This window comes from Solemya velesiana gill symbiont (genome assembly GCF_002020805.1).
Classification (GTDB): domain Bacteria; phylum Pseudomonadota; class Gammaproteobacteria; order Chromatiales; family Chromatiaceae; genus Sedimenticola_A.
In genome coordinates this window covers 1-16,788 of the sequence record NZ_MPRJ01000011.1, presented here as the reverse complement: position 1 = coordinate 16,788, position 16,788 = coordinate 1, and the positions used below count along the sequence as shown (strand labels likewise).

General features: G+C 53.5%; 21 protein-coding genes. 1 reads left to right on the top strand and 20 read right to left on the bottom strand.

The features are described from left to right. Positions 1–17: 17 nt before the first annotated feature. The 13 genes from pdxJ to rpoE form a co-directional block, all read right to left on the bottom strand. Positions 18–749 carry a pyridoxine 5'-phosphate synthase gene (gene pdxJ, locus BOW53_RS02715; RefSeq protein WP_078485988.1) on the bottom strand — a complete coding sequence of 244 codons (732 nt, stop codon included), beginning with the start codon at positions 747–749 and terminating at the stop codon, positions 18–20. A gap of 3 nt (positions 750–752) precedes the next feature. Next, a complete protein-coding gene (recO, locus tag BOW53_RS02710; RefSeq protein WP_135606970.1) occupies positions 753–1,490 on the bottom strand; it encodes a DNA repair protein RecO in 738 nt (245 codons plus the stop codon). Positions 1,491–1,495: 5 nt separating this feature from the next. After that, a complete protein-coding gene (era, locus tag BOW53_RS02705; protein WP_078485986.1) occupies positions 1,496–2,395 on the bottom strand; it encodes a GTPase Era in 900 nt (299 codons plus the stop codon). Continuing rightward, entirely contained in the window at positions 2,388–3,065 is a 678-nt protein-coding gene (gene rnc, locus BOW53_RS02700) for a ribonuclease III (protein WP_078485985.1), read from the bottom strand. The genes era and rnc overlap by 8 nt, the downstream gene beginning before the upstream one ends. Continuing rightward, entirely contained in the window at positions 3,062–3,436 is a 375-nt protein-coding gene (locus BOW53_RS02695) for a DUF4845 domain-containing protein (protein WP_078485984.1), read from the bottom strand. The genes rnc and BOW53_RS02695 overlap by 4 nt, the downstream gene beginning before the upstream one ends. Before the next feature lie 24 nt (positions 3,437–3,460). Next, positions 3,461–4,291, bottom strand: coding sequence for a signal peptidase I (gene lepB, locus BOW53_RS02690; RefSeq protein WP_078485983.1), 831 nt, complete (start codon positions 4,289–4,291; stop codon positions 3,461–3,463). Positions 4,292–4,315: 24 nt separating this feature from the next. Further along, positions 4,316–6,121, bottom strand: a complete 1,806-nt coding sequence (gene lepA / locus BOW53_RS02685; protein ID WP_078485982.1) for a translation elongation factor 4 — start codon at positions 6,119–6,121, stop codon at positions 4,316–4,318. A 194-nt stretch (positions 6,122–6,315) separates the two neighbouring features. Further along, positions 6,316–6,567: a glutaredoxin family protein gene (locus BOW53_RS02680; RefSeq protein ID WP_078485981.1), complete on the bottom strand. Its 252-nt coding sequence runs from the start codon at positions 6,565–6,567 to the stop codon at positions 6,316–6,318. Next, positions 6,564–8,006 carry a DegQ family serine endoprotease gene (locus BOW53_RS02675; RefSeq protein WP_078485980.1) on the bottom strand — a complete coding sequence of 481 codons (1,443 nt, stop codon included), beginning with the start codon at positions 8,004–8,006 and terminating at the stop codon, positions 6,564–6,566. The genes BOW53_RS02680 and BOW53_RS02675 overlap by 4 nt, the downstream gene beginning before the upstream one ends. A 31-nt stretch (positions 8,007–8,037) precedes the next feature. Further along, complete coding sequence (locus tag BOW53_RS02670) at positions 8,038–8,520, bottom strand: SoxR reducing system RseC family protein (RefSeq protein ID WP_078485979.1); 483 nt, start codon at positions 8,518–8,520, stop codon at positions 8,038–8,040. 6 nt (positions 8,521–8,526) lie between these two features. Continuing rightward, positions 8,527–9,525: a MucB/RseB C-terminal domain-containing protein gene (locus BOW53_RS02665; protein WP_078485978.1), complete on the bottom strand. Its 999-nt coding sequence runs from the start codon at positions 9,523–9,525 to the stop codon at positions 8,527–8,529. Beyond that, positions 9,491–10,069, bottom strand: a complete 579-nt coding sequence (locus BOW53_RS02660) for a sigma-E factor negative regulatory protein (protein WP_172838738.1) — start codon at positions 10,067–10,069, stop codon at positions 9,491–9,493. The genes BOW53_RS02665 and BOW53_RS02660 overlap by 35 nt, the downstream gene beginning before the upstream one ends. Positions 10,070–10,086: 17 nt before the next feature. Then, on the bottom strand, positions 10,087–10,665 hold the full coding sequence (gene rpoE, locus BOW53_RS02655; protein WP_078485976.1) for an RNA polymerase sigma factor RpoE: 579 nt from the start codon (positions 10,663–10,665) through the stop codon (positions 10,087–10,089). A 214-nt stretch (positions 10,666–10,879) separates the two neighbouring features. On the opposite strand from rpoE, the gene nadB reads away from it, so the two are divergent. Beyond that, positions 10,880–12,511, top strand: coding sequence for an L-aspartate oxidase (gene nadB, locus BOW53_RS02650; protein ID WP_078485975.1), 1,632 nt, complete (start codon positions 10,880–10,882; stop codon positions 12,509–12,511). A 112-nt stretch (positions 12,512–12,623) separates the two neighbouring features. Here the strand turns inward: nadB and BOW53_RS02645 are convergent, their stop codons facing one another. The 7 genes from BOW53_RS02645 to sdhC are packed head-to-tail and all read right to left on the bottom strand — an operon-like array spanning position 12,624 to position 16,607. Next, the gene (locus tag BOW53_RS02645; RefSeq protein WP_078485974.1) at positions 12,624–13,013 is read right to left on the bottom strand and encodes a protein YgfX; all 390 of its coding nucleotides are present in this window, start codon (positions 13,011–13,013) and stop codon (positions 12,624–12,626) included. Continuing rightward, positions 13,004–13,132: a hypothetical protein gene (locus BOW53_RS13470; RefSeq protein ID WP_281254012.1), complete on the bottom strand. Its 129-nt coding sequence runs from the start codon at positions 13,130–13,132 to the stop codon at positions 13,004–13,006. The genes BOW53_RS02645 and BOW53_RS13470 overlap by 10 nt, the downstream gene beginning before the upstream one ends. A 28-nt stretch (positions 13,133–13,160) precedes the next feature. Then, a complete protein-coding gene (locus tag BOW53_RS02640) occupies positions 13,161–13,415 on the bottom strand; it encodes an FAD assembly factor SdhE (RefSeq protein WP_281254011.1) in 255 nt (84 codons plus the stop codon). After that, positions 13,405–14,097: a succinate dehydrogenase iron-sulfur subunit gene (locus BOW53_RS02635; RefSeq protein WP_078485972.1), complete on the bottom strand. Its 693-nt coding sequence runs from the start codon at positions 14,095–14,097 to the stop codon at positions 13,405–13,407. Before BOW53_RS02635 ends, BOW53_RS02640 begins: the two co-directional genes overlap by 11 nt. A gap of 10 nt (positions 14,098–14,107) precedes the next feature. Continuing rightward, the gene (sdhA, locus tag BOW53_RS02630) at positions 14,108–15,871 is read right to left on the bottom strand and encodes a succinate dehydrogenase flavoprotein subunit (protein WP_078485971.1); all 1,764 of its coding nucleotides are present in this window, start codon (positions 15,869–15,871) and stop codon (positions 14,108–14,110) included. 20 nt (positions 15,872–15,891) lie between these two features. After that, entirely contained in the window at positions 15,892–16,236 is a 345-nt protein-coding gene (gene sdhD / locus BOW53_RS02625; RefSeq protein ID WP_078485970.1) for a succinate dehydrogenase, hydrophobic membrane anchor protein, read from the bottom strand. Continuing rightward, positions 16,233–16,607 carry a succinate dehydrogenase, cytochrome b556 subunit gene (sdhC, locus tag BOW53_RS02620; protein WP_078485969.1) on the bottom strand — a complete coding sequence of 125 codons (375 nt, stop codon included), beginning with the start codon at positions 16,605–16,607 and terminating at the stop codon, positions 16,233–16,235. Before sdhC ends, sdhD begins: the two co-directional genes overlap by 4 nt. Positions 16,608–16,788: the final 181 nt, after the last annotated feature.

Sequence of the window (16,788 nt, the reverse complement as noted above, 5' to 3'; positions counted from 1 at the left end):
CGGTCAGCGAGATGTCATTACCCGTATTGCATCAATCGCTTCATATCCGAAACTGCCTTGTCCAAACCTGAAAATATTGCTCGCGCAATGATCGAGTGCCCGATATTCAGTTCCCTGATGCCCTCAATTGCTGCAATAGCCTGGACATTATGATAATCCAGGCCATGACCTGCATTCACCTGCAGACCGACATCCAGTCCGTGTGCAACAGCAGATTTTATTCTGTTGAACTCTACTTCCCTTTCACCACGTGTTGACGCACCGGCATAATGGCCTGTATGTATCTCCACGACAGGCGCACCCACTTCTACAGCAGCGTCCAGTTGTTGGGGGTCGGCATCTATAAAAAGTGATACCTTGATATCTGACTCGGCCAGTGCTGCGCAAGAGTCCGTTAAAGCCCCGATATTCGAGGCTACATCCAGACCTCCTTCAGTCGTCAATTCCTCGCGGCGTTCGGGCACCAGGCAGCAGTCGCTGGGAGCAATCCGTTGCGCAATCGCCAGCATTTCATCCGTTGCAGCCATTTCAAGATTCATTCGGGTTTGAAGCGTCCCGTTCAATATCTCAACGTCCCGGTCCTGGATATGTCTTCTGTCTTCACGCAGATGAACAGTTATAGCATCAGCACCTGCATGCTCAGCAACCAGTGCGGCCTGTATGGTCTCCGGGTAGCGGGTTCCACGTTGTTGGCGCAAGGTTGCAACGTAGTCAATGTTTACACCTAGTAGAATATCTCTTGGTTGCATTGTTTATTGTTTCCAGCGGTTATTAACTGAAGATATGGTCCTGAAAAGCTCCCTGCTCTTCAATGGCTTGTCACCAATGTAGTAAGAAATCACCTGCCTGAGAAGCGCTTTTGCCTCCCCCCTGCCTTGCTTGTCCAGTTCCTCGCCTGAAGTGATGCCAAGTAAAGTGGAGCCTGATATCGCTTGTTGTGCGTGTTCACCTGTTCTGATCGGCCCTGTTTCAGTTTCAAACAGATAGAATCCGTTCGGATCAATAGGCTCGCCTGTTACGGCATCGTATTCCAGGTTCAGTCCGTATCCGAGTAGTGCCAACAGATTCAACTCGAATGCTCGAAGCACACTGTCCAGCATCGGTGATTGGGAAAGCGCATAAATGGTGTCTTTATAGAGGGTGAAAAGTTCACCATTCGGGTCATTTCTATGAACCAGGCGCATTATCAATTCGTTAACATAAAAGCCGCAATAAAGCGCATTTCCTGTTAGCGGAATCGGTCTGTCACTGACATCATGATTGCACAGATTCTTTACCTCGCCCCGGCCACTCCAGTTGATCAACAGTGGAGTGAAGGGATGAAGGCTACCCCCCCTTTTCCGCTCTTTGTCCGAGTTTGCTCCCTTGGCGATCAGAGGGAATCGTCCTTGAGACGATGTCAGGCACTCAAGGAGCAGGCTGCTGTTCGAGTAGGGTGAGCGGTGCAGAATAAACGCCTGCTGCATTTCAAGGTTGTTTCTGTATGCCACAAGGTTCAATCACCGTAACCGAGACGTATCAACGCGCTTTCATCGCTTGACCAGCTCTTTTTAACCTTGACCCAGATAGTGAGAAAGACCTTGGTTCCGAAGAACTTCTCCATTTCCAGCCGGGCTTGTTTAGCCACCTCTTTCAGGGCGGCTCCCTTGCTGCCGATGATGATGTTTTTCTGTCCGGGGCGCTCAACCCATACCAAGGCGTTTATACGGTAGAGATTCCCCTCTTGTTCGAACTTTTCGATCTCCACGGTCAAGGCGTAGGGGATCTCCTTGGCATAACGGCGTGTAAGCTGTTCCCGTATCAGTTCTGCTGCGAAAAACCGCTCTGGACGGTCGGTCAATTGATCTTCCGGGAAGAAGTTCTCACTTTCCGGCAAGCGTGCCAATACCTGCTTGCCCAGCATATCCGCATTATCCCCACTCATTGTCGACAGAGGTATGACCTCTTCGAATGGGTGTTTCGCAGCTATTTCACTGAGAAATGGAAGCAGAGACTGTTTCTCTTTGACCGTATCTACTTTATTCACCACAAGTATCGTTGGAGTACCGATATTCTTGATGGTCTGTAAAACTGCGGCATCTTCATCTGTCCATCGATTGGCCTCAACCACAAAGACCAGGAGATCCACATCAGCCAGGGCTGTTTTGGCCGTTCGGTTCAGGTATTTATTCATCGCTTGATCACCACGCTGATGAATTCCGGGTGTATCAACGTAGATCACCTGGCCCTGTTCGGTGGTCTTAACCCCGAGAATACTGTGCCGCGTGGTTTGGGGTTTTCTGGATGTTATCGCCAGCTTTTGGCCGATAAGACGGTTCAGCAGCGTTGACTTGCCGACATTTGGCCTACCCACGATGGCGCAATAGCCACAGCGATTTCGGTTTTTCTCAGCCATTGACCAGATGCTCCAGAAGATGACTAGCCGCATCCTGCTCTGCTTTACGCCGGCTGCTTCCTGTACCTTCAGACTCCATTTTCAGGCTGGAGACCTGGCATTTTACGGTAAAGGTTTGATTGTGCTGTTCACCAACAACCTGGGTGATGCTGTAGGCCGGCAGTTCAAGTTTCCTGGCTTGCAGAAATTCCTGCAGGCGTGTTTTTGGGTCTTTCTGCTGAGATTCCGCGGTCAATGCGGAAAGTTTTTCCTGGAAAAGGTCCAAAATGACCTTGTGGGCATTTTCATAACCCTTGTCCAGATAGATCGCAGCAAACAGGGCTTCCATGGCGTCGGCAAGAATAGAGTTGCGTGAATGTCCGCCACTTCTGAGTTCACCTGCACCGAGGCTGAGGTAACTGCCTAGTTCCAATGACCGGGAGATCTCGGCGAGAGAATCCCCTTTCACCAACTTCGCACGAAGCCGGCTCAATTGGCCTTCATCGGCATCGGGGAAACGGTGATACAACTCATCGGCGATTATGAAGCCAAGAATGGCATCGCCGAGAAATTCCAGGCGTTCGTTGTTTTCGCTTCCAGCGCTTCTATGGGTGAGAGCCCTCTCTGCTAGCCGCAGATCAGCGAACTGGTAATCGATTTCACGACAGAGGCGCTCCAAGGACTCTCTCAATTAGACACCAGTTCTACTTGTTCGGAAAAGTTGACCAGAATATCCAGGTTGCCGGCCATGTTTTTCTGAACGGTATAGGTGATATCCACCAGGACAATACCAGGGCTTTTCTGAAGAGTGACGGCCTTTTTGTCCATATCGTAGACGCCATTGACCTTCAGTCTTTTAAAGATCATTCCCTTGATTTGAGAGGGCGTTTTCTTGGTGATCAAAGGCTCCTCTTTCAGGGACATGAGTACACTCTTCACAGTGTAGTGCTGAAGATAAATCGGGCCAATCTTGATGGTCAGCAGTGAAAAGAATCCTATCAGGCCCAATATTGTCAGCCACCCCAATCCAGTCATGCCTTTTTGTTTTCTCAAGGACTTCATTGCCCCTATCCTCCAATTTAACTTCTAATTAATCCCTTCGCCAATCCGTCCCCAGGCTACGGGAACGGGCGACCATGAACGGTTACTATCCCAGCTCATCCATATTCCGAATGCTTCGCCAACGAGGTTCTTTTTCGGAACCAGACCCCAGCATCGGCTGTCGTTACTGTTATCCCGATTATCACCCATTGCAAAGTAGTGTCCTGGGGGTACTTTTATCGGTCCTCTCATCAGGAACTGGCATCCATAGCCAAAATCCGGCGCGAGCGGATTGACCAAAATGTTGTGTGCGCGTTCCCCTAGGAACTCAACACTCTCGATGGAACCGGTTTCACTGGAGCCACTCCCTTCACCAGAATAAATTGCCACTTGCTTCTGATGTTGAGGTTCTCCGTTTACATACAATATTTTATTCCGATAGGCGATAGAATCTCCAGGAACGCCTACTACCCTTTTGATATAGTCCACGTTGGGGTTTTGAGGGTATTTAAAAACGATGACATCGCCCCGCTCCGGATCGCCTATCTCTATGATTTTCTTGTTAATTACCGGAAGTTTGAGTCCATAAGAGAATTTATTGACAAGTATAAAATCCCCGACAAGCAGCGTGGGCATCATAGAACCGGACGGAATTCTGAATGGTTCTACGATAAATGACCTCAGCACCAGGACGACAAGAATAATCGGGAAAAATGAACGTGAGTACTCAACAAGCAGCGGCTCTTTGACGGTTTGAATCTCTGCATCCTGGTTTTTTTGCTGGCGCTTGGACGCAAACAACAGTGAATCTATCAACCAGATGACGCCGGTGATAAATGTAGCGGCAACCAAAAACGCCGGGAAATCAAAGTTCATAGATATGCCTGTCTTCTCTACCGGTTAACTCTCTTTACCAACTTTCAGAACAGCGAGAAATGCCTCTTGGGGAATTTCGACCCTGCCAACCTGTTTCATACGCTTTTTACCAGCCTTCTGCTTTTCGAGCAACTTCCGCTTGCGGGTAATGTCACCACCGTAGCATTTAGCGGTTACATTTTTTCTAAGCGCCTTCACATTCGTGCGGGCCAGAATCTTGCTGCCTATCGCTGCCTGGATCGCCACTTCGAACATTTGGCGGGGAATCAGCTCTTTCATCTTCACCGTCAGCTCACGTCCCCTGAAATCGGCGTTGTCCCGATGAACGATAATGGAGAGCGCATCAACCTTCTCACTATTGATCAGGATATCGAGCTTGATCAGGGGTGCTGCCTGAAAACGCTTGAACTCATACTCGAACGAGGCATAGCCGCGACTGACTGACTTCAAGCGGTCGAAAAAGTCCAGGACAACTTCGTTCATGGGCAGTTCATAGGTCACCTGAACCTGTCCGCCCATGTACTGCATGTTCTTTTGTACGCCACGCTTCTCGATACAGAGATTGATCACGTTGCCCAGGTGATCCTGTGGTACCAGGATGTGGGCTTCAATGATGGGCTCACGAATCTCGTCGATATGGTTTGGATCAGGCAGATCGGCAGGATTATCGATGAAGATAATCTCACCATCACTCTTCACCACCTCGTAGATTACGGTAGGTGCGGTTGAGATCAGGTCCAGATCGTACTCTCTCTCGAGACGCTCCTGGACAATCTCCATGTGCAGCATACCCAGGAAACCACATCTGAAACCGAATCCCAGGGCTTGGGATGTTTCGGGCTCGAAATGGAGTGCAGCATCATTGAGCTTGAGCTTCTGCAGCGCTTCACGGAAAGACTCGTAATCGTCCGAACTGACCGGGTAGAGGCCTGAGAATACGCGGGGACGCATCTCCTCGAATCCTGGCAGCGCCTCGCTGGCCTTGTTGTCTGTAAGGGTGATGGTATCGCCAACCGGTGCACCATCGATGTCCTTGATACCTGCAATGAGGAAGCCTACTTCGCCTGGGCCAAGCATCGGCTTATCCTCACGCTTCGGGCCGAACACGCCCACTTTCTCCGCCTGGAAGTTGCGCCCGGTGGACATAATGGTGATCTTGTTTTTCGGGCGGAGGGTGCCATTTACGACACGGATGAGGGAGATCACTCCCACATAGGAGTCGAACCAGGAGTCAATGATCAAGGCCTGGAGGGGTGCGTTGGCGTCGCCCTCCGGGGGTGGGATTTTATCGACCAGTTCCTCAAGCAGATCGGGTATGCCTATGCCGGTTTTTGCGCTTACGCGGATTGCTTCTTCCGCCTCGATCCCAATGATCTCTTCGATCTCGTTGATGACTCTTTCCGGCTCTGCGGCCGGCAGATCGATTTTGTTCAACACGGGCAGAACCTCAAGGCCCTGTTCGATGGCGGTGTAACAGTTGGCGACACTCTGGGCTTCGACGCCCTGGGCTGCATCGACCACCAGCAAAGCGCCCTCGCAGGCCGCCAGTGAGCGTGAGACTTCATATGAGAAATCCACGTGCCCCGGGGTGTCGATAAAGTTAAGTTGGTAGATTTTGCCGTTTTTTGCCTTGTAGTCCAGGGTAACGCTCTGAGCCTTGATGGTGATGCCACGCTCCCTCTCCAGGTCCATCGAATCAAGAACCTGCTCTTCCATCTCCCGATCACTGAGACCACCACAGATATGGATGAATCGATCAGCAATGGTTGATTTACCATGATCGATATGGGCAATGATGGAGAAATTTCGGATATGTCTGAGGTCGGTCATCTGTTATTGCGTCTGTTTGCCAGCCAGTCCAAGTCGAAAAGCGTAAACACCTATTTAATACCAATTCGACAATAATTATATAACTAATTGAAAAAGCGGAACTTTCCCTTCCGAAAAGTTCCGCTTTCAGGAGTAGCAGATCCTGGAAAAATTCGTTGCCAATGATAACCCAGAATAGTCTTCGCTCAAATAGCTCATTCCCGGGCAAGCGTCTCGTTAACAGCAACAGGATCCAGGTAGTAGTTGCAAAGTACCTTCTCACCGAGTGCCAAAACAGGAATCAACGTCCCATAACGCTTTTCCAACTCGGGATCGGCATCGATATCGATTTCGTTGAACTCGAACCCCCTCTCCTTCTGCATCTCAACAAGCTGCCATCTCATGTCCTCACAGAGATGGCAGCCGTTGCGTGTATAGAGCGTAAAACAGATCCCTGGTTGACTCATTCTTCAGGAACATGGAGGGCAAGGAACCGCGGACCCGTTGGGCGCAGTACCAGCACAGCGGTGGTCTTCCCTTTTTGCAGCGCTTCCACCTGCGCATTGAACTGCTCCAGGTTATCAACGCGGGTATTGTTGATCATCTGAATGACATCGCCTTCGGTCAGACCGGCAGCCTTTGCAGGACCTGGCCTCACCTCCTCGACAATCACACCTCTTACATTCTCAAGACGCTGCTCTTTCCTCATTTCGGGCGTGATATCGGCTGCGACCAGCCCCAGTACGTTCACATCACTCTGCTGACCAAAACCCTCTTGGGAGATCTGTGCAATCTTGTCATCTTCTGGCAATTCACCAATATTTATTTTGATAGTCTTGCGTTTTCCGGCTCGCACAATCTCAACAGTCGCAGGCTTGTCGATACGGCTGGAACCGACCAGCGGAGGCAGCATGGAAGAGTTGTACAGCTTTTGGCCGTTAAAGGTCAGGATCACATCGCCCTGCTCCAGGCCTGCCTCTTCAGCCGGGCTATCTGGCAACACCTTGGCGACAATCGCCCCATGAGGATGTTCCATGCCGAAAGAATCTGCCAGCTCACGGGTTACATCCTGGATCAGAACGCCGAGCCATCCGCGGCTGACCCTGCCTTTCTCGCGCAGCTGGTCCGCTACATTCATGGCCATTTCAATGGGAATGGCGAACGAGAGACCCATGAAGCCACCGGTTCGGCTGTAGATCTGGGAGTTGACTCCAACCACCTCGCCATCGAGATTGAACAGGGGACCACCGGAGTTTCCGGGGTTGATGGCCACATCGGTCTGAATAAACGGTACGTAGTTTTCATTGGGCAGGCTTCGGCCTTTTGCACTGACGATACCGGCAGTTACAGAGTGATCGAATCCAAACGGCGAACCGATGGCCAGCACCCATTCACCGACCTTCAGGTCGCTGCCCTTAACTATTTTCACGGTGGGAAGGTCGTCTGCTTCGATCTTGAGCAGTGCGACATCACTGCGCTTGTCCTTGCCGATTACCTTGGCCGTGAATTCGCGATGGTCGCTCAGACGAACCAGAACCTCATCAGCCTCTTCAACCACGTGGTTGTTTGTCAGCAGGTAACCGTCTTCAGAGATGATGAAACCAGAACCCAGGGACTGGGTATCGAAGTGCCTTTCGAAATCCCCGCCGTAACCTTCACCGAAAAAGTGTTTGAAGAACTCGTTGAAGGGGCTGCCCTCGGGAGGATCCGGCATATGGAATTCGCGTTTCAGCTTGTTTTTTACCGTTTTATTCTGCTTGGTGCTGATGTTTACCACCGCAGGGCTGTAGGACTCTACCAACTTGGTGAAATCGGGTAGTGAACGAGCCTGTAGTTCAGCCGCTGCAATAAGAAACAGGGCAAGGCCAAAAACGAGATACTGGCTTTTCGATATCAAAGCACGCATAAAAAACTCCTGTAGCTTTATTACTGTGCGGTTATCCCTTAGTGATATTGAGGGTCAGGTTGACATCCCCTGACCTCCTCAAGATTACCGCCTGGTATTGATTATCCCGGGATGCATTGAGTGAGAAGTACCTGGCACCAAGCAACCCCGCTAACAGCCCCAATAGACCGCAAAATATCGCCATGGGTTCTGTCGATGAAAAATTTAATTGGCCCGCAAGCCATTCCCCCAGCATGGCACCCAGCATCATGGCCACAAGGGGAACTAGGTAGAAGATGACAGAGGCCTTGGGCAAGGCGGATTCAGGAAGTCCAATGATCACCCTCTCCCCCGGCTTGGCACCAATGGGATTACGAACACGAAAGCTGCTTTTCCTGTTACCGAACACCTTGGCAAGTACATTGGTGCCGCAGGTCGATCCCGCCTCGCATCCACCACAGGTGGTTTTACGCTGAGTTTCGACTATCGCGTAGCCATCTTCACTGTTGGTGACCAGGGCCGGTTCTTCGAGCATTTGAGCTTACTTGTCACTACGCTGGAGTGCTGTAGCCACTCGTTTTACGGTCGCCACGGGTACCTCCCCCACTGCGGTCACCTGGTGCCCCTGAAACAGGCTGCCATATGCATTCACCGCGCCCATTTGGGAGCTTCCGTTCAGCCCGGACTGTTCACCTTGCTGCTCAATATACACTGACAGCGAAGCCAGGCCATCGGACAGTACAAAGTGATCGACACCCCTGCTTTCTTTGCCGGAAGGACGCTGGGTATGGATGCTCAGGCTATAACCCGACGGAAGGTTTTTGAACACCCAGTTGGATTTTTCCACGGGTCTGCGTGTTTGGGTGGAATTACGCTGTCCCCAGCGGTAGAGTTCCTTGCCTTCGAGGGTGGATTCTGCACGGTCATCGATATGCGGATCTACATTCATATGAGTGAACATGACTTGTGAGATCGCCTCGCCGGATGAGTCGAGCATGTCGGTTTTGAGGGGCAGACTGTGCTCATGGTCCAGGTAGATGCGGTATCCATATCGGTACTGGTCCTTGGGGAGTATGGCAACGACCTTGGTGGGTCTGCCCGCCACACGGTCATGACCAAGCACCTTGAAGTCGTAGATAGCCCCGAGTTGGCTGGTATCTATGGAGAAGACGGCCCGGAAGCTGCGCCCCAGAATACGTTTGCCTACGGATACCGAACGCGCATCAGGGGCAATGCATGTAACGGAGGCGTTATCCCTGACCACTTCGCGGGCAGCCCCGTTCAGAGAGATCAGGCGTTCCCGCTCTCCATCCTCTTTCAGCGTATGAACCACCCACATGGATTCCAACTGGTTGCCGTGAAGGTAGACGAAGGTGCCCTCGTAACTCAATCCATGGACTGCCTGTACCATTTTTTTGAGCATGTGATGTACATCTTCGTCAGCGAGGAGCTGCTGTGGCAGAAGCAGAACAGCACTGGCCAGAAGAACGATAAATCGCATGTTCTTAAGGTTTGGCGTCATAGCTGACGAACGATGCATAGGGAAGGACTCCTGTCATTCCGCCGGGGGACGCATATTCGCTGTGATCCACGAGGTAGCGGTTGAGTTTGGATTCGACTTCGGGTTGTGAAAGGTTTTTCCAGCGTGTTCCACTGTGCTGCGGGAGTGAAATGGGTGCAGGTGCGGTGGCCACTGTGATGCCTTCAGATTCGGGGGAGATTTGAGTCAGGTGGGGAGAGACCATTACCGCACCCACGGCAACCGATGCTGCCAGCGCGGCCCCTGCTGCGGGACGCAGCCAGCGGACAGGTGCCCTCTGCCCCGTTTCAGCCGCCTGCTCCGATTTCGGAACTGCAATGATGCTGGGTTCTGATTCCAGTCGCTGTCGTACCTTGTCGGCCACATTCGCAGTGGTAACGTGTACCCTCTCGCCACGCATCACGTCACCGATCAGGTGGTATCGATCCCAGGCCGAGCGTAGTTGTTCATCCTCTCGCAATCCGGCAAGCGTCTCAGCTGCCTGATCGGAAGAGAGCTCATCATCCAGCAGCGCTGATATCTGTTCTCTTTGTTTGTCTGACATTCTGATATCCGACATTTTTAGGGTTCCAATAAGGGTTTGAGCCTGGTGTCGATCGCCGCACGTGCCCTGAAAATTCTCGATCGAACCGTACCCACCGGGCAATCCATCGCTTTCGCAATCTCGTCGTAACTCAGCCCCTCCAACTCCCGCAGAGTAATGGCGGTCCTGAGATCCTCGGGCAAATCGTCAATGGCCTGCTTGACGGTTGCCGCAATCTCATCCTCAAGAAGATGGTTTTCAGGCGTCCCGTGCTCCTTGAGGCGAACACCCACATCAAGCTGCTCTGCGGTTTCCGCATCCACGTCACTTCCCGGGGGTCTCCGGCCCTGGGCGACCAGGAAGTTCTTCGCTGTGTTAATGGCAATACGGTAGAGCCAAGTGTAAAAGGCGCTTTCACCACGAAAATTGGGGAGCGCCCGGTAAGCCTTGATAAAAGCCTCCTGGGTCACATCCAGTGTCTCGTGCGGATCCCTGACATAGCGTGATACCAGATTGGCCACTTTCTGCTGGTATTTCAGCACCAGCAGGTCAAAAGCCTTTTTGTCACCGCGCTGCACCCGCGCAACCAACTCCTGGTCTACCTGTCGCTCGCCCATCCAGGCGGTCCCCCTGATTGTGGCAAGCGCTGCTCCATATTTACTGGAGTTGACAGCCTGTTTACTGATAAGTTCCGAAAGATTCGATTATTTTTTCTGTTCTCGTCACACCTGATTTGAGATAGGATTTCGCAGAACAGGCTGGCCCGATTTTTTGTCGGCCAACTGATCCAAATTATGAACCGTTGACCCGGTTCCGGCAAATCCGGAAAAGATGCGCAAAGAACACCAATTTGATGTACTGATCATCGGCAGCGGCGCAGCTGGCCTGAGCCTGGCCCTGCGACTGCCTGAACAGCTGAAGATTGCCGTCATCGCAAAGCGCGAACTGCGTGAGGGCAATACCTACTATGCACAGGGGGGTATTTCCGCTGTCCTCGATAAAGAGGAGGACTCTGTTGAATCGCACGTCACCGACACCCTCAATGCAGGCGCCGGCCTGTGTGATGAAGCCACGGTCCGGATGGTCGTGGAAAAAGGTCCTGAAAATATCCAGTGGCTGCTGGATCAGGGTGTTGCCTTCACCGAGGACGAACCCAAGCGCGGAGGTTACCATCTCACCCGCGAAGGGGGGCATTCCCATCGCCGGGTCATTCATGCCGCTGACGCCACCGGCAAAGAGATGGAAAATACCCTGGAATCGAGAATCAGAAACAAGCCGAATGTCACTCTTTTCGAGCACCACAACGCCGTCGACCTGATTACCAGTAACAAGAGGGGCAAGGGCGAGAACCGCTGCCTGGGCAGTTACATTCTCGATATGAAAAGCGGTCGCGTGGACACATTTCTGGCCAAATTCACCATTCTGGCAACCGGTGGTGCGAGCAAGGTCTATCTCTACACCAGCAATCCGGATGTCGCTACCGGCGATGGCATCGCCATGGCCTGGCGAGCAGGTTGCCGGGTGGCAAATATGGAATTCATCCAGTTTCACCCCACTTGCCTGTTCCACCCCCATGCCAAGTCGTTTCTCATCACCGAGGCGCTGCGGGGTGAAGGGGCCAGGCTCCTGCTGGCCAACGGCAAACGCTTCATGCCTGAATTCGACGAACGCGCAGAACTTGCGCCACGGGATATCGTTGCCCGGGCCATTGACCACGAGATGAAACGCACCGGTGACGACTGCGTCTACCTGGACATCAGCCACAAACCGGTAGATTTCATCCAATCCCATTTTCCGACCATATATAACAACTGTCTGAAATTCGGGATCGATATCACCAAGGAACCGATTCCGGTCGTACCGGCCGCCCACTACACCTGCGGTGGTATCATGACCGATCAGCGGGCACGCACCGACATCCCCAACCTGTTCGCCATCGGCGAAGCTGCCTATACCGGTTTGCATGGCGCCAACCGCATGGCCAGCAACTCGCTGCTGGAGTGCCTGGTATTCGCCCAGCTGGCCAGCGAAGAGATTGCCAGAAAGGCCAAGTCCACGCCCTACCCCGAAACTATTGCACTCTGGGATGAGAGCCGTGTCACCGATTCAGACGAAGAGGTGGTGGTCTCCCACAACTGGGACGAGTTGCGCCATTTCATGTGGGACTACGTCGGCATCGTGCGCTCCAACAAGCGGCTTGAAAGGGCCAAGCGCAGGGTCAACCTGCTGCGCCACGAGATCAGCGAGTACTACTCCAATTTCAGGGTCAGCAACGACCTGCTGGAACTGAGAAACCTGGTGGACGTGGCCGACCTGATCATCCAGTCCGCCCAGCGACACCGCGAAAGCCGCGGACTGCACTATACCCTCGATTTTCCCAAGCGGGACGAGCGGTTCCAGCGTGGGCCAACCGTCCTGATACCGGACAACTACAATTCGGAATACTCCCTGGGTAGTTATTAAGCCTCCAACTCATCAGTCTTCTTAGCGTCATTCCGGCGGATGCCGGAATCCAGGGAATGGATTGAGAAGCTTTTAGTGTATCTAATGCTCGAGCTAATTCTCACAGCTTGGTTTAAATATAAATACCTACCAATTGTTCACCGAATGGCGTACCTAGATTCCGGTATGCACCGGAATGACCAGGCTGATTTGAGGTTTGGGGATTGTCCAGCAGCCTTACCCGGAAACAACGCAACATCTCCGGATCTGCAGCGTCCCATGGAACCAGCAGCTGTCGGCGCCAGGAAGGCGAGCCCCGGAAGTGGAAAATGATCAGCCAGGGAAGAACCAGGGTGGACGGCATCAACTGCACTTCATCCTCTTCGCCATTTTGGTCGTAGAGTGTCCAGCGCCCATCGGCATCCGATTCGATTGCTGAAATGCCCTGGTTGTTGCGGATTTGATGTCTCCAGCTGAAAAAGGCGCTGACCAGGAGAATGACAGGGCCACAGCCTAGAACCATCCAGGCAGGGGAAGCATCAGCAGGGGTAACGATGGAACCAGGTGAACAAGGATAAGGAACAGCTTCAACGCCTGTGAACTGCCCGGCTCAAGTCGCAGTCTCTCACCCGCTCGTTTCATGATCACCTCCCTGTGATACGACTTGGACTCAACTGCGCCTGGCGATCCGCTCAACCAAGTCGCGTAACCAATCGTCTGAAGGGACGACATTGCCCATCAGCCAGTCCAGTAGCAGTTGATCCTCGAAATCGAGCAGTCTCACGAACAGCGCCTGTTCCTCTTCTGCCAGGTTCGGGTATTGCTGCTCCAGGAAATCCGAGAGTGCATAGTCCAGTTCGAGCATGCCCCGCCGGCACTGCCAGCGGAGCTTTTCGATACTTGGAAGTGTGTTGCTAGATGGCACGCTCAAGCATCAGCTCCTTGATCTTGCCGATGGCTTTGGTCGGGTTGAGATGCTTGGGACAGACATCCACGCAGTTCATGATGGTGTGGCAGCGGAACAGCTTGTAGGGGCCTTCCAGGGCATCGAGACGCTCATCTGTCGCCTGGTCACGGCTGTCGGCGAGGAATCGCCAGGACTGCAGCAGTGCCTGGGGACCGTGAAACTTGTCGGGATTCCACCAGAAGGAGGGACAGGATGTGGAGCAGCAGCCGCACATGATGCATTCGTAGAGTCCGTCCAGTTTATCCCGTTCCTCTGGAGACTGCAGGATCTCCTGCTCGGGCAGCGGATCCCTGCGGATCAGGTAGGGTTCGACGGCGCGGTACTGCTGGTAGAACTGGCTCATGTCCACCACCAGGTCACGTATGACAGGTCTGCCGGGCAGCGGCCGCACCTTGACGGGCTCTTTCAGATCGCTGACGCGGGTGATGCAGCCAAGGAGGTTGGTGCCGTTGACGTTGAGTCCGTCCGATCCGCAGACGCCTTCACCACAGGAGTGACGGAACGAGAACGATTCGTCCTGGCGCTTGATCTCCAGCAGAGCGTCGCGCAGCATCATGCCGCGTGTCACCTCAACGTCGTACTCCTGCATGCGGGGCGTGGCATCCAGGTCGGGATTGTATCGAAATACGATGAATTTCATACGCGGGACCTCAGTAGACACGCTCTTTGGGCGGAAAGGTTTCGACAAACAGGGGCTTGGTGCGAACCGGCTTGTACTCCACGCGATCCTCTTCGTAGAAGTAGAGGCTGTGCTTCATCCAGTTTTTGTCGTCCCGGTCCGGGTAATCCGGGCGGGAGTGGGCGCCGCGACTCTCCTGGCGATTGAGCGCGGAGAGGACGATGGACATGCCGATATCGACCAGGTTCTCCAGTTCCAACGCTTCCACACGCGCCGTGTTGAACACCGAACTCTGGTCCTGCAGCCTCAGATCCTTCAGCTTTTCCCTGATCTCCTTCACCTTCTCAACGCCTTCGGCCATGATCTCGTCGGTACGGAATACACCGGCGTGATCCTCCATCACCTTGCGGAATTCTGCCCGTAGATCCTGCACCGAGATCCCCTCACCCTTCTCTTCCCAACGGGTAAGCCGCGACATCACCTTCTCAACCGCAGCCTCATCCATCGGTCGGTGATTGGGGTTCTCTTTCAGGAACTCGATAATGTCCTGTCCGGCGGCACGTCCGAAGACCAGGATATCGAGAAGGGAGTTACCGCCAAGGCGGTTGGCACCGTGAACGGATACGCAGGCACATTCCCCTGCGGCATAGAGTCCGGGTATCACCTCCTCCGGGCCGTGCTGTACAGGCACGACAACCCTGCCATAGCGGTTGGTGGGGATGCCACCCATGACATAGTGGGCCGTGGGGAATACCGGGATCGGCTCCACGACCGGGTCTACGCCGGCAAATATCTGGGAGCTCTCGCGAATACCCGGCAAGCGTTTGCTGACAATTTCCTCGCCAAGGTGGTCCACCTTGAGCATCACGTGATCACCCTCGGGACCACAGCCCCTGCCCTCCTTCACCTCGGTGACGATGGCCCTGGAAACCACGTCGCGACTGGCCAGGTCCTTTGCGTTCGGTGCATAGCGCTCCATGAATCGTTCACCGTCCTTGTTGACAAGGTAACCGCCTTCACCGCGAACACCCTCGGTGATCAGCATCCCCTTTCCCGCGATACCCGTGGGATGGAACTGGAAGAACTCCATGTCCATCAGCGGCACCCCGGCACGCAAAGCCATGGCCATGCCGTCGCCGGTGTTGATGTGCGCATTGGATGTGGTTCTGAACACCTGGCCACAACCGCCGGTTGCGAGCAGCGTGGTCTTGGATTCAATGAGCAGGGGCTCACCGGTCTCGATCTCCAACACCAGGGCACCGAGTATCGCGCCCTCGTCATCGGCAATCAGGTCGACAGCGAAGTACTCGTCGAAAAAATGGGTCCTTGCACGAATATTCTGCTGATAGAGGGTGTGCAGAATGGCATGGCCGGTACGGTCAGCCGCTGCACAGGTTCGTGCAGCCTGTGCGCCACCAAAGTTCTGGCTCTGGCCGCCGAATGCGCGTTGATAGATGCGTCCGTTGTCCAGGCGTGAAAAAGGCACACCGTTGTGTTCCAGTTCGTAGACGGTGGGAATCGCCTCGCGGCACATGAACTCGATGGCGTCCTGGTCACCCAGGTAATCCGAGCCCTTCACCGTGTCGAACATGTGCCAGTGCCAGTTGTCAGGCAGCACGTTGGCCAGTGCCGCGTTAACACCACCCTGGGCGGCAACCGTGTGAGAGCGTGTCGGGAAAACCTTGGATACAACGGCAACCCTGAGATTGGCGTTGGCCAGTTGCAGTGCCGCATTCAGTCCGGCGCCGCCGGCACCGATGATCAGTGCGTCGAAATGTCTTCTGACTAGGGTCATATTCAGTCTCTATTCAGGTCTCAGGATTGAAGCCCGGCGAGAAAAATCGCCTTGGCAATACTGAAGCTGCTGCCGATCAGGCCGATGCCGAACACCGTCAGCAGCGTTACCCGAATCATCATGGGATGCACGTAGTCGATGAGCACATCACGAACCCCCACCCATGCATGAAGCAGAAGCGAGGAGAAAAAGAGCAGCATTGCCATGCTTCCCCAGGGGTCACCCACAAAGGCCTTCCAGGCTTCATAGGTGTCGGGTGGACAGATCAGCAGGACACCCAGGAAGTAGATAATGTAGAGGCCGAGGTAGACAGCGCTGATGCGCTGCAGTGCCCAGGCACGAAGCCCCGATGCTTGTCGGCTCATAGCATCACTCCTATTAGGAGGGTGACCACCGGGGCGGCATAGGTGACAACCGTTGCTGACTTCCTACCCGTGTCGCGTTCAACGCCGATGTGGAAATCGATCAGCAGAAAGCGGATGCCGCTGAGCAGGTGATGGATCAAGGCCCAGAGTGCGACAAACCCGATCGGTTTCAATATCCAGTGATCGAGAATAGCCTGAACTTCCGCAAATCCATCGGAGCTGGATAGGGAGAGGTCAAGCAGGTAGGCCAGGAACGGAACCAACATGACCATGAAGATTCCACTTGCCCGGTGGCCGACGGACATGATGGCCGCCATGGGAAATCGGTACTTGGTGAGGTCCAGAAAGACAGGACGATTGTCTGCCGACATAATTTGTTCTCGCTTGGTCAGTTTTTACTCGGTTTTAGCTTCAAACCAGTATCAGCGAGATAAATTATAACTATTTCAAATCTTAATAAAAGGCGGTTTCGGATAATAAGTGCAATTGGTAGTTGAAGGGCCAGCTGGTAGAGTCGGTGCTTCTCCCGACCAAGAGACGAAGCACTTATGA

Coding starts and splice junctions, on each gene's coding strand:
- BOW53_RS02635 (WP_078485972.1), bottom strand. CDS start 14,097: ATGAAATTCATCGTATTTCGATACAATCCCGACCTGGATGCCACGCCC.
- nadB (WP_078485975.1), top strand. CDS start 10,880: ATGCGCAAAGAACACCAATTTGATGTACTGATCATCGGCAGCGGCGCA.
- BOW53_RS02665 (WP_078485978.1), bottom strand. CDS start 9,525: ATGCATCGTTCGTCAGCTATGACGCCAAACCTTAAGAACATGCGATTT.
- sdhC (WP_078485969.1), bottom strand. CDS start 16,607: ATGTCGGCAGACAATCGTCCTGTCTTTCTGGACCTCACCAAGTACCGA.
- pdxJ (WP_078485988.1), bottom strand. CDS start 749: ATGCAACCAAGAGATATTCTACTAGGTGTAAACATTGACTACGTTGCA.
- BOW53_RS13470 (WP_281254012.1), bottom strand. CDS start 13,132: ATGAAACGAGCGGGTGAGAGACTGCGACTTGAGCCGGGCAGTTCACAG.
- rpoE (WP_078485976.1), bottom strand. CDS start 10,665: ATGGGCGAGCGACAGGTAGACCAGGAGTTGGTTGCGCGGGTGCAGCGC.
- lepA (WP_078485982.1), bottom strand. CDS start 6,121: ATGACCGACCTCAGACATATCCGAAATTTCTCCATCATTGCCCATATC.
- era (WP_078485986.1), bottom strand. CDS start 2,395: ATGGCTGAGAAAAACCGAAATCGCTGTGGCTATTGCGCCATCGTGGGT.
- lepB (WP_078485983.1), bottom strand. CDS start 4,291: ATGAACTTTGATTTCCCGGCGTTTTTGGTTGCCGCTACATTTATCACC.
- BOW53_RS02675 (WP_078485980.1), bottom strand. CDS start 8,006: ATGCGTGCTTTGATATCGAAAAGCCAGTATCTCGTTTTTGGCCTTGCC.
- BOW53_RS02645 (WP_078485974.1), bottom strand. CDS start 13,013: ATGGTTCTAGGCTGTGGCCCTGTCATTCTCCTGGTCAGCGCCTTTTTC.
- BOW53_RS02680 (WP_078485981.1), bottom strand. CDS start 6,567: ATGAGTCAACCAGGGATCTGTTTTACGCTCTATACACGCAACGGCTGC.
- sdhA (WP_078485971.1), bottom strand. CDS start 15,871: ATGACCCTAGTCAGAAGACATTTCGACGCACTGATCATCGGTGCCGGC.
- BOW53_RS02660 (WP_172838738.1), bottom strand. CDS start 10,069: ATGTCAGACAAACAAAGAGAACAGATATCAGCGCTGCTGGATGATGAG.
- BOW53_RS02695 (WP_078485984.1), bottom strand. CDS start 3,436: ATGAAGTCCTTGAGAAAACAAAAAGGCATGACTGGATTGGGGTGGCTG.
- BOW53_RS02670 (WP_078485979.1), bottom strand. CDS start 8,520: ATGCTCGAAGAACCGGCCCTGGTCACCAACAGTGAAGATGGCTACGCG.
- sdhD (WP_078485970.1), bottom strand. CDS start 16,236: ATGAGCCGACAAGCATCGGGGCTTCGTGCCTGGGCACTGCAGCGCATC.